Below are 19,364 nucleotides of genomic sequence, written 5' to 3' on the forward strand. Positions count from 1 at the left end.
CACCCGGAACGCATCTAGCGATGCGTTCCGACCTCTCCCCGCAGGCGGGGCGAGGTGAAGAGAATCTCAGCCCTTCTGCCTCGCGCGCTTGTAGCGTTGCAGCAGCCGTTCGCCCTTGGCCGCGATGCGGCGCGCGGCGGCCACTGTCTTGGGAACGGGTTCACCCCATGCATGAGCCGACAGCGCATGCCGCGTCGGCCGTCCCCGGTCGTCGACCAGCGGCGGCAGCTTCTTGCGGCCATAGAAACGCACCGCCCAGCTGCCCTTGCGGCGCATGTCCTGCGACGTCATCTCGGACTCTTTCTTCATGACGCCGGGCTTCAGATGCGCCCCCTGCTTCTCGGCGAATGCCTTGCGTCCCGCCGCAGTGAGCCCGCCGCGCGGATCCTTTTCGCGTGCACGGCCGGCGCGCTTCCGCGTCGAGGTTGTTGTTGTTGTCGCCTTGGCTTTAGCCGCCTTGCGCTTTTTCGCTGTGCTCTTCTTCGCGGCCGGGCGCTTGTACGCCGCCCGCTTGCGTCCGGACGTCTTCGTCCTGCGCTTCGTCTTTGCTGCCATGCGCATGTTGTCCACGAGGTTGGGATAACGCCGTCCAGCACGCTGCGCGGCGGCCTTGGCGGCCGCCTTCTTCCGCGACGACAAATGCTCGGACGCCTTGCCCGCCCGCTTGCGCGGGTTCGGACGTTTCCAGGGAACGCGCGGTGATCGTGCCATGCCGCGTCAACGCGCCGGCACGACAAGGGTTGCTTCGTTACGGCCGCGCCGAGCGGCCCGCGGACAATCGCAGCATCGCGGTCAACAGCGTTTCCGCGGACGTGCCCTCCGGTGACCGATCCAGAATCGTCTTGAGGCGTCCGTCGAGCAGCAGCATGGTGAAACCATGCACCAGCGACCAGGCGGACGCGATCGCGGCGGCCTGATCCAGCGTAAGCTGCTCCTTGGAAATCTGCTCGTGCCGGCTGGCGCCGACGCCGCGGGTCAGCCCTGCGAACGAAGCCTCGGACGCCTCGTGCAGCGACGGCCGCGAATGATCGAGCCGCTCGCTGCGGAACATCAGCCCGTACATGCCGGGATGTGCCTGCGCATAGGCAACATAAGCCTTGGCGCTCGCCACGCCCTTTTCGGGCGTCGTGGCCGCCGAAGCATCCGCAGCCGCCATCGCGAGGCCAAATTGCCGGAAACCGATCGCCGCAAGTTCGCTGAGCAAACCGGTGAGATCGCCGAAATGATGCGTCGGCGCGGCGTGCGACACGCCGGCCTCGCGCGCCACCGCACGCAATGTCAGCCCCGCCAATCCATCACGCTCGAGCACGCGCTCGGCGGCCTTCAATAGCGCCTCATGCAGATCGCCGTGATGATACGGTGTGTCGTTGGCGCGGCGCCGTCGGACCGGACGAGCTGCCGCAGTCCGCGCAACCCGGCGGGTCGGAGCCCGTGCCGGGCGAGTCGCCTTGTTTTCTTTGGAGATTCTTGCCATGCGGCCCTTATAGGTCGCAATTTTTACACTGTAAAGATTTTGCTTGACGATCGGCGGCGTCATCCCTACTGATATCTTTACGATGTAAAGATCATAATGCAGGGAGATGCGGAATGCTCGACCAGGTCACATCCAATGCGCCGCGAACCAATCTGGCGCCGATCCCGTTCGAGGCCGACGCGCCCTTCCTCGAGATCATCGGCGAATTGCCGCGCGAGCTGAACGGCACGCTGTACCGCAACGGTCCCAATCCGCAGTTCGAATCGCCCGGCGCGCACTGGTTCGTGGGCGACGGCATGCTGCACGCCTTCCATCTCGAAAACGGCCGCGCAAGCTATCGCAACCGCTGGGTCCGCACGCCGAAATGGCTCGCCGAGCACGATGCCGGCCGGGCCCTGTTCGGCGGCTTCGGCCGCAAGCTGCCGGATGCACCGGCCAACCTCACCGATGGTGGCGTCGCCAACACCAACATCATCTTCCATGCCGGCAAGCTGCTCGCGCTGGAAGAAGCGCACCTGCCCACGGAGATCGAGCCGGGCACGCTCAATCGCCTCGGCTATTGCGACTACAAGGGCGCAATCACGGGCCCCTTCACGGCGCATCCCAAGATCGATCCGGCGACCGGCGAGATGGTGTTCTTCGGTTACAACGCCGCGGGCCCGCTGACGCCGGCGCTGTCGTTCGGCGCGGTGAGTTCGTCAGGCGTGGTGACGCGCTTCGAGCGCTTCGAGGCGCCCTATGCCAGCATGGTGCACGATTTCATCGTCACCGAAAACCATGTGCTGTTCCCGATCCTGCCGATCACGGGCAGCATGGAGCGCGCGATGAGCGGACGGCCGCCCTATGCCTGGGAGCCGGACAAGGGCGCCTATGTCGGCGTGATGAAGCGCAGTGGCACCGCCAAGGACATCGTCTGGTTTCGCAGCGAGGCCTGTTACGTCTTCCACGTCATGAATGCGTGGGAAAACGGTGACCGCATCGTCGCCGACGTGATGCAGTTCGAGGAAGCGCCGCTGTTCAATCATCCCGACGGCTCGCCGACGGACCCGCGGAAGAACCGCGCGCGCTATTGCCGCTGGACCTTCGACCTCTCCGGCAACACCGACCGCTTCACGCAAACCTATCTCGACGACCTCACCGGCGAATTTCCCCGCGTCGACGATCGCCGTGCCGGATTTGCCAGCAATCACGGCTGGTACGCCTGCGCCAATCCAAAACTGCCGATGTTCGGCGCGCTGTCGGGCATCGTGCATGTCGACGGCAACGGCCGAAGGCTCGGCCATTACCTGCTGCCGGCCGGCGACACCATCTCCGAACCGGTGTTCGTCGAGCGCAGCGCTGACGCCGCGGAAGGCGACGGCTGGCTGCTCGCGGTGGTCTGGCGCGCCCGCGAAAACCGCAGCGACCTCGCCGTGTTCAACGCGCAAGATGTCGAAGCGGGCCCGACCGCGCTGGTCCATCTCGGCCACCGCGTGCCCGATGGATTCCACGGCAATTGGGTAGGGGCGGAGTAATCGCCGATCTTCCCACGCGTCAGAGCAGCAATTCCTCCGCTCGTCATGCCCGGCCTCGTGCCGGGCATCCACGTCTTTATCGCCAGTTGCGGGAAAGACGTGGATGGCCCGGACATCGGCGAGCAGAAGCGACGCCGTCCTTCAGACCGGCCATGACAATGCGGGACGGCGGACGCCAAGCGCGAGACGCTTATGTCCTTGCCGAAACTTGATTTTTTTCCATCACTTCACGATTTTGACACTGTAAAGATTTCACTTGACGCTTCCGTTGCTCACCGTTAGTGTATCTTTACACTGTAAAGATAAGCCGATGAGGCTCACCATGACGATCTTCCTGATCCTCGCTCCCTACGGCGCCTTCGCCATGCTGATGCTGGTGACCTCGGCCACGGTGAGCCTGCTCTGTGCCGCACTGATCTGCCTTGCCGTCATCGCATTCGACATCGCACGCGGCCGCAGCATCAAGATCCTCGGCGTCGGTTCGGTCGTCATATTCGCCGCGATCGGCTCCTACCTGACCTTCGTCGATGCGACGCTGAGCAACACCGCGGTGAAGATCGCGGTCGATGCCGGCATTCTGCTGGTGTCGCTCGGCTCGATCATGATCGGCCACCCCTTCACGCGGCAATATGCGCTGGAGCAGGTCGATGCCGAGACCGCGAAGCTGCCCGGCTTCCTCCATGCCAACTACCTGATCACCGGCGCCTGGATCGTCGCGATGCTGCTCATGCTGATCGGCAACATTGCGGTGCTTTACGTGCCGGCGCTGCCGCTGTGGACCGGCCTGTTGATCGCCTTCGCCGCACGCAATGCCGCGGTCGGCTTTACCCACTGGTATCCGCACCATCGCGCGGCCAAGGACGCGACGCCGCCGGCCGGCGCGCTGCCCTTACGCTAGACGCTGCCACCATCGCAACCATCATCCCGAGGAAACGGAAACCACGACGATGAAGAGCGTATTTGCCAGGCTTGCGAGCGACTTCCTCTCCACCATCGTCTTCCTGGTGGTCTATTTCGCCACCGACAATGTCCTGATCGCCACCGGCGTTGCGATCGCGGGCGCGATTGCGCAAGTGGTCTATGCGCGCGTCAAGGGACAGTCGCTCGGCTACATGACCTGGGCGAGCCTTGGGCTGGTGATCGTGCTCGGCGGCGCGACGCTTTTGACCAATGATCCCCGCTTCATGCTGGCGAAGCCCGCGATCGCGCATTTCGCGATCGGCCTCATCATGCTCAAACGCGGCTGGATGCTGCGCTACATGCCGCCGATCGTCACCGAGACCGTTCCGGAATACGCCACCCTCGCCGGCTACGCCTGGGCCGGGCTGATGTTCATTCTCGCCGCCGGCACCATTGCGGTCGCGGCGACCGGCGACATGAAGCTCTGGGCGTTCTACGTGTCGGTGGTGCTGGTCGGCGCCAAGATCGCCGCCTTCGCGATCCAGTATGTCGCCTTCCGCGTCCTGGTCGGAAGCCGGCTGCGCGCCGCCGCCCGCGCCTGATCGCCGCAGCCGCGAACTAGGCGCGCGCAGCAAGATGGGCTATACCCGCGCACGCGTTTTCTTCGCGCGAACGGTAGCCATTTCGCTTGAAAGCGCCTTACCTGGAGGGGAGATATCAATGGCCGTAGACGGCAACTGGAATCTGACGATGACGACGCCGATGGGCGAGCGCCAGGCGACGCTGACCCTGCTGAGTTCCGGCGGCACGCTGACGGGCACGCAGGGCGCAGAGGGCAACACCGCAGAGATCTTCGACGGCACCATCAGTGGCGACGCCGTCAACTGGAAGGTTTCCATCACCAATCCGATGCCGTTGACACTCGAGTTCATCGGAAAGGTCTCCGGCGACAGCATGAGCGGCGAGATGGGCATCGGCCCGATGGGCAGCTTTCCCTTCACCGGCACGCGAGCGTAACCGCAGCACGCGCACTACGCATGCGCATCCTGGCATCCGTTGCCGTCATGGCGTTATCAGCCACGACGGCTTCCGCACAGCAGGCAAGCGAAGCCGAACCGGCGTGGCGCGCGAGCGCGGTCGCGCTGGTGCCGGCCGGATATGTTGCGGGCACCTCTTCCAGCACGGATGCCGCCGGCACCACCGGCTACCTCGCGGTCTATACCGCGAGCGCAGACGACCCGAAGACGCCGGCAAGCGTCTTCGCGCCGCGTCAGATGATGGTCGTGACGCTAAGCAAGGATGGCACGCGCGCGCTGTCGGCCGAACTGAAGCCGCGCGGTCCGAGCGACATCGCTGCCGGAAACGCGGACGGGGCGGACAATGACTTTGCCGCGCGCCAGGCTGAACTTGACGCGAACCGAAACGCATTGCCCGCTGGCACCGAGCCATGCGACCTCGGCGCCTGGTCGGAGGATAAGGACCTCGCGGGCCTCAACGTGCGCGCTGAGCCGTCGGTGAAGGCACGCGTGCTCGGCAAGCTGCCGCCACCCTACCATCTCAAGATGGGCGGGGCCGAGAACACGCCGGAGAGCGGCTGGCTCACCGAGTTTCGTATCATCGGCTTCAAGGACGGCTGGTTTCTGATCGAGGGCGCGATGCCGCCGGGCAAAGCCTACGAGGATGACAAGCGCTATCCGCGCAGTGCGCCGAAGCCCTATGGCGGGCGCGGCTGGGTCGCATCCAACAAGGTGGGTGCGGCCTATGCCAATGGCGCCACGCGCATGGGCGGGCTGTTCCAGGCGCCCTTTGTCGATGCGAAATGGATGCCGGCGCAGCGCGAGCTCGGCGGAGAGTTCGATACCGACGATGGTCCGAAACGCATCCTCGCCTGCAGCGGGCACTGGGCGCTGGTGGAGAGCCATGACGGCGTGCGCGGCTGGTGGCGCAGCCTGTGCTCCAACCAGGTGACGAACTGCAGTTAGAACCAGATCTGCATGGGCAGATCGTGCGCGTCACGCGGCGGCGCTTCGGGAACGCTTCCGCATGGTTCGCGCGCAGCCAGCGCCACTGCACACGCATCCAGCACATCGTCGCGCTTCGCGCCGGTGCCGATGCGCACCTCGGTGAGCCAGCGATCGATCTCGCGGAAGCCTGATCGCTTCAGCAGCCTGCAGCGCAGCGCATCGCCCTCCTCCGACTTCTTGCGCGGCAACGGCTCGCCGCCGTTCAGCTGCAAGAACACCAGTTCGGGATGCACCTCGCGGATATCGCGCGCGGCGTTCGCGCGCACGAACGCGTCGACCTCCATGATCTTCTTGCCGAGATGCCAGAGCTGGCGCGACACGCGGGTCTGGCCGCGGCGCAGTGCTTCCGCATTCGCGAGATCGGGATCGTCAAACTGCTGCCACAGCCAGCGCCGCGCGCCGGTGAAGACGCGCGAGGTGTGCGGGCGCAATCTCACGCGCGCGAGAAGGTCGCAATCGCGCTCGCCGTCATCGGTCAGACCGATCGGGATATCGATCCCGGCGCGATCGAACGGACGCGAAAGCGCGTCCGCAATGTCGGTGTGAAAGGAAATCGTACGCCGGTCGCCGTCGATGGTAACGGCGACCCAGCCTTTGGAAAATCCGTCGAGGCCGACCGCAATCAACCCCGATCCTCAACCGAAATTCAACTCCTTGAAGAAGTCGTTGCCCTTGTCGTCGATGATGATGAACGCCGGGAAGTCGACGACCTCGATGCGCCAGATCGCTTCCATGCCGAGCTCGGGATATTCGAGCACCTCGACCTTCTTGATGCAGTGCTCGGCGAGATTCGCGGCGGCGCCGCCGATCGAGCCGAGGTAGAAGCCGCCGTACTTCTTGCAGGCCTCGCGCACGGCGGGGGCGCGATTGCCCTTGGCCACCATCACCATCGAGCCGCCGGCGGCCTGGAACTGGTCGACGAAGGAGTCCATGCGGCCTGCCGTGGTCGGCCCGAACGCGCCGGAGGCGTAGCCTTCGGGCGTCTTGGCGGGGCCGGCATAGTAGACCGGGTGGCTCTTGAAATAGTCCGGCAGCGGCTCGCCCTTCTCCAGCCGCTCGCGCAGCTTGGCATGCGCGCTATCGCGCGCGACGATCATGGTGCCGGTCATCGAGACGCGGGTCTTGATCGGATATTTCGAGAACGTCGCCAGAATGTCCTTCATCGGCTGGTTGAGGTCGATCTTGACGACCTCGCCGCCGAGCGACTGCTCGACCTGGGGCAGGTACTGCGCCGGGTTGTGCTCGAGCTCCTCGAGATAGATGCCGTCCCTGGTGATCTTGCCGAGCACCTGGCGGTCGGCCGAGCAGGACACGCCAAGCCCGATGGGGAGCGATGCGCCGTGGCGCGGCATGCGGATCACGCGCACGTCGTGGCAGAAATATTTCCCGCCGAACTGCGCGCCGACGCCGAGCGACTGCGTCATCTCATGGATTTCCTTCTCCATCTCGACGTCGCGGAAGGCGTTGCCATCGGGCGAGCCATGCGTCGGTAGCGCATCGAGATAGCGCGCCGAGGCGAGCTTCACCGTCTTCATGCACAGCTCGGCCGAGGTGCCGCCGATCACGATGGCGAGGTGATAAGGCGGGCACGCCGCGGTGCCGAGCGTGAGGATCTTCTCCTTGAGGAAAGCGAGCAGCCGGTCCTTGGTCAGCACCGATGGCGTCGCCTGGAACAGAAAGCTCTTGTTGGCCGAGCCGCCGCCCTTCGCCATGAACATGAACTTGTAGGCGTCATCACCTTCGGCGTAGATCTCGCACTGCGCCGGCATGTTGTTGGCGGTGTTCTTCTCCTCGTACATCGAGAGCGGCGCGACCTGCGAGTAACGCAGGTTGCGGCGGAGATACGCATCGCGCGCGCCTTCCGACAGCGCGGCCTCGTCGTCACCGTCGGTGATGACGTTGCAGCCCTTCTTGCCCATGATGATCGCGGTGCCGGTGTCCTGGCACATCGGCAGCACGCCGCCGGCCGCGATGTTGGCGTTCTTCAGGAAGTCGAGCGCCACGAACTTGTCGTTCTCGCTGGCTTCCTTGTCCTCGAGGATCGAACGCAGCTGCTTCAGGTGGCCCGGCCGCAGATAGTGGTTGATGTCGCCGAAGGCGGCCTCGGAGAGCGCGCGCAGCGCCTCCCGCGACACCACGAGCATGTCCTTGCCCAACACCTTCTCGACCCGGACGCCATCGCTCGTGACCTTCTTGTAGGGCGTGGTGTCGGCACCAAGCGGGAACAGAGGCGTGTGCTTGTAGGGCGGAACGGGCTTCTGCTGGTCGGGAAAGGCTGAGGGGGCGTTCATGAGCTGCTCGTCGGTTTCGAAAGGCCGGTGCCGGCCGCGGGGCCGCCGGCAATGTAGAGCCGTTCTAAGCCTTTTTCCGACAAAGGAAAGGGAAGCGGGCCGCCTTCCAGCCATGCGCGGGACTGGCAATCCACGTGCTATGTTTCATGCCATCGTAATCCCAGGTTGCCACAACGCCGGCAAGCCGCGGAACGGCCAGGGAAACCATCAGGAAGCCATCAGGAGACCTTCATGAAGACAGCGCTTTTCGTCTGGCTCGCGGCGCTGGCCATGTTGATCGCGATCCCGACCGGCGCCGATGCCGCCCGCCTCGGCAAGCCGTGCGGCGGCCTTGCTGGACCCAGTTCTGCCAGTTCAAGCCCGGGACCTGCGGCCGCTTCGACCAGACCGGCACCTGCGCGTTCCGCCCGACGATTTGCAACAAGATCTTCAAGCCGGTATGCGGCTGCGACGGCAAGACGTATGGCAACGATTGCGAACGCCGGGCCGCCGGGGCTTCCAAAGCGCCGGACGGCAGGTGCGCGTCCTGACGTCGCCGTATTGACGCGCTCCGCGGGAGCCTGCATGTAACTTCGCGTACTTTCATACCGCGGGGGGTATTTCGTGACAGCATCGTTGCGCCGACGCTTGCCTTTGAGCATCCGCTCCACTCTGCCGGCCGCGCTGTTCGCGCTGGCGGCGGTTTTCGTCGCAGCGCCTGCGCATGCCGATCCCTGCGTGGACATCGCCAAGCAGCTCGCCGGCCAGATCGACGGGCTGAAGGTCAATTTCAGCGCCGCCAACATCACCTACCTCACGCACCCGGCGGCGAAGGAATTGTCGCTCGGCTGCCGCGGCAAGGATTATTCGATCGAGCTCTACGCCAAGACCGATCGCAAGATGAAGCCGGAGTTCTTCAACCTGGTGGGCTCCGCCACGGCGCTGATCTTCACCGTGCCGAAGGACGACGCCGTCACCGGCACCTCGCGCTGCCTGAAGCGCATGGGCATCTTGCGCGGCAACACCATCACGATGCGCTATCGCCGCCTCAACCTCGAATGCACCCGCAACAAGACCGACGCCTCGATCACTGTTCGCCGCGGCAACAACGAGTGATCAGCCCTCGCCGGTGATGCGCGCGATGGCGTCGAGCACCCGGCCCCATCCCGGGCTCATCATGTCGAAGGCGAAGCGGTTGCCCGGCAGCACGAAGCCGTCATGCACCATCCGCAGATGGGTACCGCCTTCGACCGGCGTCAGCGTCCAGGTGACGATCGTGTCGAGCTTCGAGCCGTATTCCGGATTGGTATCAGCGCCGCCCTTCCAGGAGTAGCGCAACAGGCGCGGCGGATCGCAATCCAGCACCTCGCAATGCACGACACCGTCCCAGTCGCCCATCGGCTTGGTGTGGAAATTGAAGCGATGGCCAACGGCCGGCACGAAATCGTTCGGCATCAGCCATTTCGCGATCCGATCGCTCGTCGTCAGCGTCCGCCAGATCTTCTCGGCCGCGTAAGGCAGCACCTTCTCGACCGTGATCGCGTGCGTCTCACCCATCACTCACTCTCCTTCAACAGCCGTTCCAGATTTGCGAAGCGCTCGGCCCAGAACGTCTCGTAGTGGCCAAGCCAGTCGATCAGCGGACCGAGCCCCTTCGGCGCGATGCGATAATGGATGTGCCGGCCCTCGCGCCGCTCGGCGACCAGCCCGGCATCGCGCAGCGCGCGCAGATGTTGCGACACCGCCGGCTGCGACACCTTTGAACCCTGCACCAGGCCGGTCGCGGCGATCTCGCCTTCCCGCGCAATCCGCTCGAACACCGCCCGCCGCGTCGGGTCCGCGAGGGTCTTCAACACGTCGGTCAGCTGCGTGGCGGCGGGCATGAAAATATATAAGCAATTGCTTATATGATTGTCAATACAGTCGCGACGCAGGAACGCCTCGCCTGCTCCGAAAGTTGATCGCTGCGGTCGCATGTTTGCCGGGAAAAGGGTGCGATAATATCGACTGGAATCGCGCGGAGCCGCTCATGATCGCAAAGCTCCTTCTGCAGAATACCTTCTTCGTCATCGCCATGGCCGTGCTGCTGTTTGCCTTCGCAGGTACGCTGCACTGGCCCGGCGCATGGGCCTATCTGATCGCCTCGGCCGTGATCGGCCCGGCCTGCGGGCTGTGGCTCGCCAAGGTCGATCCCGGGCTGCTGGCCGAGCGCATGCGCCTCACCGCGCGCGAGGGCCAGCCAACCGAGGACAAGCGGTTCATGCTGGTGTTCCTGGTCGTTGCGGTGCTGTGGTTCGTCGCGATGGGGCTCGACCGGCGCTTTGGCGGCGTCAATGACGGCGTGACGCTGATCGTGCTCGGCCTTGCGCTGTATCTGGTCTCGACCGTGGCGATCCTGTGGGTGTTCCGCACCAACTCGTTCGCCGCCCCGGTCGTGAAGGTGCAGACCGAGCGCGACCATCACGTCATCTCGACCGGTCCCTACGCGCTGGTCCGCCATCCGATGTATACGAGCGTGATGCTGTTCTTCATCGGCGTGCCGCTGACGCTCGGCTCCTGGTGGGGCCTCGCCTTCGTGCCGGTGTTCTTCGTGATGTTTGCGATCCGCACAGGGATCGAGGAGCGCACGCTGGCGACGGGATTGTCAGGCTACGCCGATTATGCGGCACGGGTGCGCTACCGCCTCGTGCCCGGGCTGTGGTGAGGGATCATCATGGCGGAGAGCAAGACCTACACCGGCGGTTGCCATTGCGGACAGGTCCGCTTCGAATGCACCACCGATATGGCCATGGTGACGGCCTGCAACTGCTCGATCTGCACCAAGAAGGGCCTGCACTTCGTGTTCATGCCGCCGTCGAGCTTCCAGCTTCGCGCCGGCGCCGAGAACCTCAAGGAATATCTCTTCAACCGCCATGCGATCCGCCATCAACTTTGCGTCGATTGCGGCGTCGACGTGTTCGCGCGCGGCAAGAAGCCCGACGGCACCGACATCGTGGCGCTGAATGTCAGCTGCATCGATGGCATCGATCTGTCGAAGATCGCGATGACGCCGGTGGATGGGCGGAGCCGATGTCGACAGTCATTCCGGGGCGGTCCGCAGGACCGAACCCGGAATCTCGAGATTCCCTGGTGCGCAATTGCGCACCAGAGTTCACGCTTCGCGCGCCCCGGAATGACGGGGCCTACAAATCCAGCGCCTTGTAGCGCCGGAAAATGCCCTCTTCGTTGAAGGGAATCCGCCGCTCGCTCGACAGATACGCCTTGATGTTCGGCCGCTCGGCAACGCGATCGCGCAGCGCGATCAGCCGCGGGATATTCTTCTCGAACGCCGCCATCCGCTTCGGAAATGCATAGCGCAGGCCTTCCACGATCTGGAACAGCGACAGGTCGGCGTAGGTCAGCCGGCGGCCGGTGACGAACGCACCGCGGTTGGCTTGCACGAGGTCCTCGAAATAGCCGAGATATTTCGGCACGCGCTCGTCCCAGAAGTCGGCCGTGCGCTTCTTCGCCGGTGCCTTCTGGTCCTCATAATAGAGCGAGGGTCCGAGCGGATGATGGGTGTCGTGGATCTCGACGACGAAGTCCGTGATCGTGAGCTGAAGCTGGTGCACCCAGAGCCTGCCGGCTTCCGTCTTCGGCGCAAGCCCATGGCGGGCGCCGAGATAGAGCAGGATGTTGGCGGTCTGGCCGATGACGAGCTTGCCTGCCTTCAGGAACGGCGGCGCAAAGGGCGGCGTGCCCTCGTGCGCATCCATCATCCTCATCATGGCACCCATGCCGCCCTTGGCGCGCGCGACATCGGTGTAGCCGGCGCCCGCATCCTCGAGCGCGAGGCGGACATATTCGCCGCGGCCCTGGATCATCGGCCAGTAGTAAAGCTGATAGTGCATGCACTTACCTCCGAAAACTTCGCCGCATCGGTTCGCTTCACCTCGATCGTAGCCACGCCGCGATCAGATCGTCCATCGCGCACCGCTGCCTGTGCGAACCGCACAGAGGCTGCTAAGGTTCCAACGTCGAATCTTCGATGAAGGATCATCTGATGGCGGACAGCAAGAAGAAGCGGGGCGCGGCGGATCGCGCTCTGATCGCGTTGAGCGAGTCCTACGAAGTTGCGTACTGGTCCAAGAAGTTCAAGGTCACGCCGGCGAAGCTGAAAGCCGCCGTCAAGAAGGTCGGGCATTCCGCCAAGAAGGTGGAAGCCCATTTCAAGGAGCAGCGCCACAAGGCCGCCGACCGCGCGCGGATCGCGATCAGCGAGCCCTACGAGGTCCGCTACTGGTCGAAGAAGTTCAAGGTGACCCCTGCCCGGCTCAAGACCGCGGTCGCAGCCGTCGGACATTCCTCGAAGAAGGTCGAAGCCTATTTCGCGGCCAAGAAAAAAACCGCGAAGAAAAAGAAGGCTGCCAAGAAGACCGCAAAGAAGACCGTCAAGCGCAGGAAGAGCTGAGCGCGATCGCACTATCCCGTCATTGCGAGGAGCGGAGCGACGAAGCAATCCATCGCTCCGCACCCACGGCAGGATGGATTGCTTTGCTTCGCTGCGCTTGCAGCAGATGCGCTCCCTCAATTCGCAGCGAAACAATACAGTAGCCCGTCGCCGCCGGTGCTCCTCAGATCGGCCTGCGAGCAGCCACCATCGGGACCGCGCGAGGGGTGCGAGCTGTTCCAGGACTTTGACGGTTCGTCGTCGCGCAGGCCCTTGCGATCGAAATGCCCGAGCATCGCGGCGCCTTGCGTGCTGCTTGTCCAGTTCTTGCAGGTGCGGTCCTCGCCGGCCGCAAACGCCGTACCGTCTGCTTGCGATCCCGTCAGCACGTCGTGGCGGTTCGGCGTGTCGCCGGCACCGTTGACGACCTCGCCCTTCTCGGACAGGGCGGTCTGCTTGGTGAGATTGTTGCCGGCGCCGTGCAGCTCGGCGACGTCCTTGGCAATCACGGCACCCTTGGCATTCTGCCACGGTCCCTTGCCGATGCGGTCGCGCGCGTTGACGGCCGGCTTGCCGTCGGCGGCCTGCGTCGAGAGATAGGCGCGCCAGGTCTTCGGCGCCGGCGCCGGAGGCCTGAGCCAGCGTCTGGCAATGATTGTCGGCGCCGGCGAGCCCGCCGAGATTGCCGCCGTTGCCGATGCCGTTGCTGGTCAGGAAGAAGCTGGTGTCGGCGGTCTGCGCCGCCGCCGGCGGCGCCGCCACGACGACGAACGCAAGACAGGCCGGAACCGCAATATGCGCAACGATCTTCATCTCAATCCTCCCGATGGTTGTTATGGTCCGCTGAGATCAACCCGCAGGCCCTCCGGATATTCCGGCGCCGCGACATGTGAATGAAGGCACAAAGCAAAGGCGCCGCGGACCAGGCCGCGGCGCCTTGTATCTGTCGTCTCCGGCAACCGATCAGTTGGTCTGCTGGATCGCCGAAAGCTCCCAATTGCCGCCGCGCTGGCGCACGAAGGTCCAGACCTCCGTGACCTCCTCCGGCTGCGTGCTGCCGCCGACCTGTCGGCCGGTGCCGCGCTCGAGCACGGTGTCGACCAGCGAGTAGCGCATCGCGACCGTCGCATACTCGCTGTCGCCTTCGCGCCAGGCTTCCGCCAGATCGCCCTGCAGCAGCTTCACATTGGTCACCTTGTTGGTGACGTTGCGCGCCTTGTTCTCCTCGAGATCCTTCGAGAAGTACGACACCATCTCCGGCGTCGCGAGCGTATGCAGCTTCGCGATGTCCTCGTTCGACCACGCGGTCTGGATGTCGCCGAGCAGCCGTTCGAACGTCTCATAGTCGCCCGGCGCGATCTCGACCGGCGCATTCGATCCGCCGCCGAGGCCGAAGCCGAAGCCCGAGCGGGCGTTCGCCTGCGGACCGGGGCCGACGTCGGGGCCACCCGCATAGGCGGCCGCCGGCGTGTTGCGGCGCTGCCACCACGACATCGCAAGGCGAACCACGAGCACGATCAGACCGATCTGCAGCAAGAGGCCGAGGATCGAGGACAGGCCGCCGAGGCCGCCGAACAGGCCGCCGCCGAACAGCATGCCGAGCAGGCCTGCGCCGAGGAAGCCGGCCGCAAGGCCGCCGAGCAGGCCGCGGCCCATTCCGCCGCGACCGAACAGGCCGCCGGAATTCGCCGCCGCCGGCGAGCCCATGTTCGGGCTACCAGGCTGGCTGAAGGTGCGGTTCATCGGCGCAACCGAGCCCGGCGCCGTGTTGGTCGAGGGCGGCGCGGAGAATGTCCGCGAGCCGCGCGAGCCGCCGCCGCCAACGCGGGCGTCGGCCGCCGAAACGGTCATCATCACGGGCAGCGCCAGCGCCATCGCGACGGCGATCGCCCGAACAATTCCACGCGTGCGTTGCGAGAAATTCATGTTGGTTTCCTCAAAGGATTCCCCGGCATGGGGAAACGCCCCTAAGATGGGCAGGGCCGGTTAAAAGTGAAGCGGGAAACGGGAACCACGGCTGCGGCCCTCGGTCGCGGAGATGTGACACTATGGTCCTTGTGGATGCGACGCCGCGTCCTACCCCGAGATGCCGTCGAGATTCAACCGGAACAGCACCCGCCCGCCACCTCCCTGGAACAGGTGAATCCGCAACCCGCTTCGCCGCGCGGCTAATTCGCCGTCATGGTTTCCTTCACCGCGGCGACCAGCTGCGTGAGCGTGAAGGGCTTCGGCAGGAAGTCGAACTGCTGGCCTTCGGGCAGGCTCTTCTCGAACGCGTCCTCGGCATAGCCGGAGACGAAGATGATCTTCAGCTCCGCGTTGCGGCTGCGCATCGCCTTCAGAAGTGTCGGGCCGTCCATCTCGGGCATGACGACGTCGGAGACGACGAGATCGACGGCGCCGTTCTTCTCCTCGAACGCCTCCAGCGCTTCGACGCCGTTCTCGGCCTCTACCACGGTGTAGCCCCGCGAGCGCAGGCCGCGGGCGTTGAGCGCGCGCAGGCCCTCCTCGTCCTCGACCAGCAGGATGGTGCCCTGCCCGGTGAGATCGGGCTTCGGCTTGGCGGCCTCCGTGGCGGCGGCGGTTTCCTTGGCCGCACCGTTGCCGACCTGGGCCTCCGGTGCGACCTCCTGCTCCTGGCGATGCCGCGGCAGGTAGATCCGGAACGTGGTGCCGCCCCCCGGCTCGGAATCGACATAGATGAAGCCGCCGGTCTGTTTGACGATGCCGTAGACGGTGGAGAGCCCGAGGCCGGTGCCCTTGCCCACTTCCTTCGTCGAGAAGAACGGCTCGAAGATCTTGTCGCGGATGTCGGCGGGAATGCCGGTGCCGGTGTCGGCGACCTCGATCCGGACATAGTCCGCAGCCGGCATGCCCTTGTAGGCGAGCTTGCCCGCGTCCTCGGTGGTGACGTTTGCGGTCCGGATAATCAGCTTGCCGCCGTCGGGCATCGCATCGCGCGCGTTGACCGCCAGGTTGACGATCACCTGCTCGAACTGGGAGACGTCGACCTTCACCGGCCAGAGGTCGCGACCGTGGACGAGGTCGAGCTTGACCTTCTCGCCGATCAGCCGGCGCAGCAGCATGGTGAGATCGGAAAGCGCATCGCCGAGATCGAGCACCTGCGGCCGCAGCGTCTGGCGGCGCGAGAATGCGAGCAGCTGCCGCACCAGCGTCGCGGCGCGTGTCGCGTTCTGCTTGATCTGCATGATGTCCTGGAACGACGGGTCGGTCGGCTTGTGCGCGTTCAGCAGGAAGTCGTTCGCCATCATGATGGCGGACAGCACGTTGTTGAAGTCGTGGGCGATGCCGCCGGCGAGTTGGCCGACCGTCTCCATCTTCTGGGACTGGTTGATCTGGTTCTCCAGCGCGCGCCGCTCGGTGGTCTCGAGCATGTGCACGATCGCGGTCTCGGCGTCGCGCTCGTCCTTCTCGACGGTGGTGACGAAGAACTGGCCCCAGCGCTCCTTGGCCCCTTCCAGCGCCACCTCGACCGGCGCGATGTCGGCCTTGCCCTCGGCGGCCTGGTTGATGGCCGCGATCAGAAGCTGCCGGTCGCGCGAGCTGACCGCGCGGAAGATCGACTTGCCGGCGCTGTCGTCGCCGTTCAGGCCCTGCGCGAGCTTGGCATAGCGCGCATTGGCCCGCACGACATTGCCGGCGCGATCGACGGTCGCGATCGCCATCGGCGTGTGGTCGAAGAAGCGCATGAAGCGCACTTCGGCGGCGCGGTCGGGGTCGCTGCGCTCGTCGCGGGCGCGGCTGATCACGAGCGTGCGCGACGGCCCCGGAGCGCCGTCGGCGCCGAAGGCGAGCTTGTGATAGAGCCGCACCGGCATGGTCTTGCCGCTGCGCATGCGCAGGTCGATGTCGAAGACTTCGGTCTTCACCTCGCCCGGCACCGCCACGATGGAGGTGAGCAGCGAGGCGCCGTCGCCGGAGACGATGTCGGTGAGCTTGAGGCCGCCCGAACCGATCTCGGCGAGATCGTAGTCGAGCCAGTTCGCCAGCGTCGCATTGACATAGGCGAGCTCTCCGGCCGGATTGACCGAGAAGAAGCCGCACGGCGCGTGATCGAGATATTCGATCGCGTGCTGGAGCTCCTGGAACACGTCCTCCTGGCGTTCGCGGTCCCGGGTGATGTCGGCGATCGACCACACCGCGTATTTCGCCTCGCGCTTTCCGGTGCCGAGCGGGCGCACCCGCATGCGCAACCAGCGGCCCTGGCTGCCGTCATGGCCGGAGATGCGCACCTCTTCCTGCTGCCGCTTGCCTTCGCGGGCGGCCTTCAAGAGGCGGAATACGGCCTCGGAGACGTCGGGGTTGCCGATGAAGACGCGCTCGACCGGACGGACGTCCTGCGGCCCGGCCGCGCCGGTCAGCGTGAGATAGGCGGCGTTGGAATAGACCACGTGGCCGCGGGAGTCAGTGACGACGAGCCCTTCCTGGGCCTGGTCGGCGATCCGCGCCATCACCGGATCATCGGTGGCACGGTCCGCGAAGCGGATGATGCCGGCGGCGAAGGCGAACAGGTTGAACAGGCCGACGGTGGCGAGCAGCGCCAGCACGCCGAGGATATAGGGCTGCGCCTCGGTGCGGCCGATGGTCATCAGCCAGACCGCCACCGCGACGATGCCGGCGGCGATCAGGACCACCAGCAGGATGCTGCCGTTCCGCCGCGCTGGCCCGTGGGCCACGAACGGCTCGGTCACGGAAGGATCGTTGCTATCGGCGGTCATCTGGAGAGACATGGCTCGTCTGCATCACGAAGGCGACCGGCCGGCCACCTCGCCCCTGAGTGCCTGAATCGGACCCGAAAACGCAAGTCCATCAGGCGTCAATTTCGCAAGTTACGCGCATTTCAAGCGGGTTTTCCGCCCCTTACTGCCGCAGGCCGGACAGGCCGCGCTTCAGCCGCATGACGTAGCCGATGACTTCGGCGACCGCATGATAGTGCTCGGTCGGGATTTCCTGGTCGATGTCGACCGTGGCGTAGAGCGCCCGGGCCAGCGGAACGTTCTCCACGATCGGGATGTCGTGCTCGCGCGCGATCTCCCGGATCTTGAAGGCGAGATTGTCGACGCCCTTGGCGACGCAGATCGGCGCCGACATGCCCCGCTCGTAGGACAGCGCCACCGAATAGTGGGTCGGGTTGGTGATGATCACGGAGGCCTTGGGAACCGCCGCCATCATGCGCTTCTTGGCGCGCTGCTGCCGCAACTGCCTGATCTTGCCCTTGATGTGCGGATCACCTTCGGATTGCTTGTACTCTTCCTTGATCTCCTGGAGCGACATCTTCTGCCGCTGGAACCAGCTTCGGTACTGGAAGAAATAATCGGCGATCGCGACCGCAGCGAGGATGGCCACCACCGCCGCCAGCAGGTGCACCGTCATGCCGGTGATGGCGGGCAGCAGCTCGGCCGGATCGACCCGCAGGAAGGATTCCATCCGCATCCGGTCGGGCCACAGCACCGCGACCATCACGGCGCCGAGCGCGATCAGCTTGAACAGGCCCTTCAGGAAATTCGCCACCGCCTGCTTGCCGAACAACCGCTTGAAGCCGGCGGCCGGCGAGATCTTGGAGAATTTCGGCTTCAGCTGCTCGCCCGACCACACCAGCTGGTGCTGCACCATGTTGCCCGCGATCGCGGCCAGCGCCAGCATCAGGAACGGCACGCCGATCGCGGCGACCACCGCGTAACCGAGCGACTGGGTCAGCGCCAGCAGGCCGGCGCCGTCGGTGCGGATCATCCATGAATTGGCGATCAGGTTGCGCAGCGGCATCAAGATGCCGCTGCCGATCGAGCCCGAAAAGGTCGACAGCACCAAGGTGCCGCCGGCGATCACGAACCAGGTGTTGACCTCCTGGCTCTTGACGACGTCACCTTTCTCGAGGGCTTCATCGAGACGTTTTTGCGTAGGGTCTTCTGTTTTGTCCTCGGTATCGTCCGCCACTTCTTCTCCTCCTAATTCATCGGAGCGAGCTGGCGCATGACGCCGAGGAAATAGTCGAGATAGGTGTTCATCATCGCGGCGAGCACGACGCCGAAGATCAGGAACCCGACCATGATCGACAGCGGCACGCCGACGAAATAGACCTGCATCTGCGGCATCAACCGCGCCAGCACGCCGAGCCCGATGTTGAAGACGAGGCCGAACACCAGGAACGGCGCGGACAGCTGCAGGCCGATCTTGAAGGCAGCGGAGAAGGCCGACGTCGCAAGCGCGGCGACATCGCCGGTCGGCATGATCTCGCCCGGCGAGAAGATGCGGTAGCTCTCGCTCAGCGCGGCGATCACCAGATGGTGGCTGTCGGTGGCAAACAGCAGCGTCACGCCGAGAATGGTGAGGAAGTTGCCGACCAGCACGCCCTGCTGTCCCTGCGTCGGATCGACCGAGGTGACGAAGCCAAGCCCCATCTGCTGCGCGATCACGGATCCCGCAACCTGGAGCGCCGACAGCGTCACGCGCGCTGTCGCGCCCAGCACGATGCCGATGATGAGCTCATGCACCATCAGGACGCCGAGCGAGGAGATCGACGTCAGATCGACCTGGTAGGCGTTTCGATGCAGCGGCAGGATGATCAGCGTGAGCATCAGCGCGATCGACAGCTTTATCCGCGTCGGGATATTGGTCTCGCCCAGCCCTGGCAGCAGCATCACCATCGCGCCGACCCGGGCGAAGGCGAGCATGAAGGAAGCGGCGAGCGCTGGCAGCAGCGAGACGTCGATGCGCATGACCGCGGCATTAGTG

At 65.1% G+C, this 19,364-nt stretch carries 21 protein-coding genes and 2 pseudogenes; 11 read left to right on the plus strand and 12 right to left on the minus strand.

The window, feature by feature from the left end; all coding sequences use genetic code 11:
- Positions 1 to 66: 66 nt before the first annotated feature.
- Together RX327_RS26120 and RX327_RS26125 are read right to left on the minus strand one after the other, a co-directional pair.
- Positions 67 to 711: a DUF6321 domain-containing protein gene (locus RX327_RS26120; protein WP_050387637.1), complete on the minus strand. Its 645-nt coding sequence runs from the start codon at positions 709 to 711 to the stop codon at positions 67 to 69.
- Positions 712 to 748: 37 nt separating this feature from the next.
- Positions 749 to 1,474: a TetR/AcrR family transcriptional regulator gene (locus RX327_RS26125; RefSeq protein WP_193395279.1), complete on the minus strand. Its 726-nt coding sequence runs from the start codon at positions 1,472 to 1,474 to the stop codon at positions 749 to 751.
- A gap of 113 nt (positions 1,475 to 1,587) precedes the next feature.
- Here RX327_RS26125 and RX327_RS26130 point away from each other — a divergent pair, with 113 nt between their 5' ends.
- The 5 genes from RX327_RS26130 to RX327_RS26150 all read left to right on the plus strand — a co-directional run bounded on the left by RX327_RS26130 (position 1,588) and on the right by RX327_RS26150 (position 5,870).
- Positions 1,588 to 2,988 carry a carotenoid oxygenase family protein gene (locus tag RX327_RS26130; protein ID WP_317247546.1) on the plus strand — a complete coding sequence of 467 codons (1,401 nt, stop codon included), beginning with the start codon at positions 1,588 to 1,590 and terminating at the stop codon, positions 2,986 to 2,988.
- 310 nt (positions 2,989 to 3,298) lie between these two features.
- Positions 3,299 to 3,886 carry a hypothetical protein gene (locus tag RX327_RS26135; RefSeq protein ID WP_152977930.1) on the plus strand — a complete coding sequence of 196 codons (588 nt, stop codon included), beginning with the start codon at positions 3,299 to 3,301 and terminating at the stop codon, positions 3,884 to 3,886.
- Between the two features lie 49 nt (positions 3,887 to 3,935).
- A complete protein-coding gene (locus RX327_RS26140) occupies positions 3,936 to 4,490 on the plus strand; it encodes an inner membrane-spanning protein YciB (protein WP_317247547.1) in 555 nt (184 codons plus the stop codon).
- A 118-nt stretch (positions 4,491 to 4,608) separates the two neighbouring features.
- Positions 4,609 to 4,905: a hypothetical protein gene (locus tag RX327_RS26145; RefSeq protein WP_317247548.1), complete on the plus strand. Its 297-nt coding sequence runs from the start codon at positions 4,609 to 4,611 to the stop codon at positions 4,903 to 4,905.
- A 20-nt stretch (positions 4,906 to 4,925) separates the two neighbouring features.
- Positions 4,926 to 5,870 (plus strand): SH3 domain-containing protein, encoded by a 945-nt coding sequence (locus tag RX327_RS26150; RefSeq protein WP_317247549.1) that lies wholly within the window; start codon positions 4,926 to 4,928, stop codon positions 5,868 to 5,870.
- Here the strand turns inward: RX327_RS26150 and RX327_RS26155 are convergent.
- Complete coding sequence (locus RX327_RS26155) at positions 5,867 to 6,538, minus strand: DUF429 domain-containing protein (protein ID WP_082190809.1); 672 nt, start codon at positions 6,536 to 6,538, stop codon at positions 5,867 to 5,869. The genes RX327_RS26150 and RX327_RS26155 overlap by 4 nt on opposite strands.
- Before the next feature lie 9 nt (positions 6,539 to 6,547).
- The gene (locus tag RX327_RS26160; protein ID WP_317247550.1) at positions 6,548 to 8,203 is read right to left on the minus strand and encodes a fumarate hydratase; all 1,656 of its coding nucleotides are present in this window, start codon (positions 8,201 to 8,203) and stop codon (positions 6,548 to 6,550) included.
- Between the two features lie 320 nt (positions 8,204 to 8,523).
- Between RX327_RS26160 and RX327_RS26165 the strand changes: the two genes are divergently transcribed.
- Complete coding sequence (locus RX327_RS26165) at positions 8,524 to 8,733, plus strand: Kazal-type serine protease inhibitor domain-containing protein (RefSeq protein WP_244482640.1); 210 nt, start codon at positions 8,524 to 8,526, stop codon at positions 8,731 to 8,733.
- Positions 8,734 to 8,836: 103 nt separating this feature from the next.
- Entirely contained in the window at positions 8,837 to 9,298 is a 462-nt protein-coding gene (locus RX327_RS26170) for a hypothetical protein (protein ID WP_050387631.1), read from the plus strand.
- On the opposite strand, the gene RX327_RS26175 is transcribed toward RX327_RS26170, so the two are convergent.
- Positions 9,299 to 9,739, minus strand: coding sequence for an SRPBCC family protein (locus RX327_RS26175; protein ID WP_050387630.1), 441 nt, complete (start codon positions 9,737 to 9,739; stop codon positions 9,299 to 9,301).
- The gene (locus tag RX327_RS26180; RefSeq protein WP_028339820.1) at positions 9,739 to 10,065 is read right to left on the minus strand and encodes an ArsR/SmtB family transcription factor; all 327 of its coding nucleotides are present in this window, start codon (positions 10,063 to 10,065) and stop codon (positions 9,739 to 9,741) included. The genes RX327_RS26175 and RX327_RS26180 overlap by 1 nt, the downstream gene beginning before the upstream one ends.
- 146 nt (positions 10,066 to 10,211) lie before the next feature.
- Here RX327_RS26180 and RX327_RS26185 point away from each other — a divergent pair, with 146 nt between their 5' ends.
- Together RX327_RS26185 and RX327_RS26190 are read left to right on the plus strand one after the other, a co-directional pair.
- A complete protein-coding gene (locus tag RX327_RS26185) occupies positions 10,212 to 10,886 on the plus strand; it encodes a methyltransferase family protein (protein WP_050387629.1) in 675 nt (224 codons plus the stop codon).
- Positions 10,887 to 10,895: 9 nt separating this feature from the next.
- Positions 10,896 to 11,252 (plus strand): annotated as a pseudogene (locus tag RX327_RS26190) (GFA family protein); the annotation flags it as partial.
- A gap of 112 nt (positions 11,253 to 11,364) precedes the next feature.
- Here RX327_RS26190 and RX327_RS26195 read toward each other — a convergent pair.
- Positions 11,365 to 12,072, minus strand: a complete 708-nt coding sequence (locus RX327_RS26195) for a glutathione S-transferase (protein WP_317247551.1) — start codon at positions 12,070 to 12,072, stop codon at positions 11,365 to 11,367.
- Positions 12,073 to 12,224: 152 nt separating this feature from the next.
- Between RX327_RS26195 and RX327_RS26200 the strand changes: the two genes are divergently transcribed.
- Positions 12,225 to 12,632 carry a DUF3606 domain-containing protein gene (locus tag RX327_RS26200; protein ID WP_050387701.1) on the plus strand — a complete coding sequence of 136 codons (408 nt, stop codon included), beginning with the start codon at positions 12,225 to 12,227 and terminating at the stop codon, positions 12,630 to 12,632.
- A 116-nt stretch (positions 12,633 to 12,748) separates the two neighbouring features.
- On the opposite strand, the pseudogene RX327_RS26205 reads toward RX327_RS26200, so the two are convergent.
- Positions 12,749 to 13,373: pseudogene (locus tag RX327_RS26205) on the minus strand (lectin).
- Here RX327_RS26205 and RX327_RS26210 point away from each other — a divergent pair.
- A complete protein-coding gene (locus RX327_RS26210; protein ID WP_317251449.1) occupies positions 13,263 to 13,508 on the plus strand; it encodes a hypothetical protein in 246 nt (81 codons plus the stop codon). The pseudogene RX327_RS26205 and the gene RX327_RS26210 sit on opposite strands and share 111 nt — an antisense overlap.
- 66 nt (positions 13,509 to 13,574) lie before the next feature.
- On the opposite strand, the gene RX327_RS26215 is transcribed toward RX327_RS26210, so the two are convergent.
- The 4 genes from RX327_RS26215 to fliR form a co-directional block, all read right to left on the minus strand.
- A complete protein-coding gene (locus RX327_RS26215; RefSeq protein WP_317247552.1) occupies positions 13,575 to 14,537 on the minus strand; it encodes a Tim44-like domain-containing protein in 963 nt (320 codons plus the stop codon).
- A 242-nt stretch (positions 14,538 to 14,779) separates the two neighbouring features.
- The gene (gene cckA, locus RX327_RS26220; protein WP_317251329.1) at positions 14,780 to 17,350 is read right to left on the minus strand and encodes a cell cycle histidine kinase CckA; all 2,571 of its coding nucleotides are present in this window, start codon (positions 17,348 to 17,350) and stop codon (positions 14,780 to 14,782) included.
- Positions 17,351 to 17,492: 142 nt separating this feature from the next.
- Positions 17,493 to 18,566 carry a flagellar biosynthesis protein FlhB gene (gene flhB, locus RX327_RS26225; RefSeq protein ID WP_317247553.1) on the minus strand — a complete coding sequence of 358 codons (1,074 nt, stop codon included), beginning with the start codon at positions 18,564 to 18,566 and terminating at the stop codon, positions 17,493 to 17,495.
- 11 nt (positions 18,567 to 18,577) lie between these two features.
- Positions 18,578 to 19,348, minus strand: coding sequence for a flagellar biosynthetic protein FliR (gene fliR / locus RX327_RS26230; protein WP_317247554.1), 771 nt, complete (start codon positions 19,346 to 19,348; stop codon positions 18,578 to 18,580).
- Positions 19,349 to 19,364: the final 16 nt, after the last annotated feature.

It is taken from the genome of Bradyrhizobium sp. BEA-2-5, from assembly GCF_032918025.1.
Lineage (GTDB): Bacteria > Pseudomonadota > Alphaproteobacteria > Rhizobiales > Xanthobacteraceae > Bradyrhizobium > Bradyrhizobium pachyrhizi.

What these genes read in the sequence shown, in the direction of transcription:
- RX327_RS26120 (WP_050387637.1), bottom strand. Translation starts at nt 711, where the DNA reads ATGGCACGATCACCGCGCGTTCCCTGGAAACGTCCGAACCCGCGCAAG.
- RX327_RS26125 (WP_193395279.1), bottom strand. Translation starts at nt 1,474, where the DNA reads ATGGCAAGAATCTCCAAAGAAAACAAGGCGACTCGCCCGGCACGGGCT.
- RX327_RS26130 (WP_317247546.1), top strand. Translation starts at nt 1,588, where the DNA reads ATGCTCGACCAGGTCACATCCAATGCGCCGCGAACCAATCTGGCGCCG.
- RX327_RS26135 (WP_152977930.1), top strand. Translation starts at nt 3,299, where the DNA reads ATGAGGCTCACCATGACGATCTTCCTGATCCTCGCTCCCTACGGCGCC.
- RX327_RS26140 (WP_317247547.1), top strand. Translation starts at nt 3,936, where the DNA reads ATGAAGAGCGTATTTGCCAGGCTTGCGAGCGACTTCCTCTCCACCATC.
- RX327_RS26145 (WP_317247548.1), top strand. Translation starts at nt 4,609, where the DNA reads ATGGCCGTAGACGGCAACTGGAATCTGACGATGACGACGCCGATGGGC.
- RX327_RS26150 (WP_317247549.1), top strand. Translation starts at nt 4,926, where the DNA reads ATGCGCATCCTGGCATCCGTTGCCGTCATGGCGTTATCAGCCACGACG.
- RX327_RS26160 (WP_317247550.1), bottom strand. Translation starts at nt 8,203, where the DNA reads ATGAACGCCCCCTCAGCCTTTCCCGACCAGCAGAAGCCCGTTCCGCCC.
- RX327_RS26175 (WP_050387630.1), bottom strand. Translation starts at nt 9,739, where the DNA reads ATGGGTGAGACGCACGCGATCACGGTCGAGAAGGTGCTGCCTTACGCG.
- RX327_RS26180 (WP_028339820.1), bottom strand. Translation starts at nt 10,065, where the DNA reads ATGCCCGCCGCCACGCAGCTGACCGACGTGTTGAAGACCCTCGCGGAC.
- RX327_RS26185 (WP_050387629.1), top strand. Translation starts at nt 10,212, where the DNA reads ATGATCGCAAAGCTCCTTCTGCAGAATACCTTCTTCGTCATCGCCATG.
- RX327_RS26195 (WP_317247551.1), bottom strand. Translation starts at nt 12,072, where the DNA reads ATGCACTATCAGCTTTACTACTGGCCGATGATCCAGGGCCGCGGCGAA.
- RX327_RS26200 (WP_050387701.1), top strand. Translation starts at nt 12,225, where the DNA reads ATGGCGGACAGCAAGAAGAAGCGGGGCGCGGCGGATCGCGCTCTGATC.
- RX327_RS26210 (WP_317251449.1), top strand. Translation starts at nt 13,263, where the DNA reads ATGATTGTCGGCGCCGGCGAGCCCGCCGAGATTGCCGCCGTTGCCGAT.
- RX327_RS26215 (WP_317247552.1), bottom strand. Translation starts at nt 14,537, where the DNA reads ATGAATTTCTCGCAACGCACGCGTGGAATTGTTCGGGCGATCGCCGTC.
- cckA (WP_317251329.1), bottom strand. Translation starts at nt 17,350, where the DNA reads ATGACCGCCGATAGCAACGATCCTTCCGTGACCGAGCCGTTCGTGGCC.
- fliR (WP_317247554.1), bottom strand. Translation starts at nt 19,348, where the DNA reads ATGCGCATCGACGTCTCGCTGCTGCCAGCGCTCGCCGCTTCCTTCATG.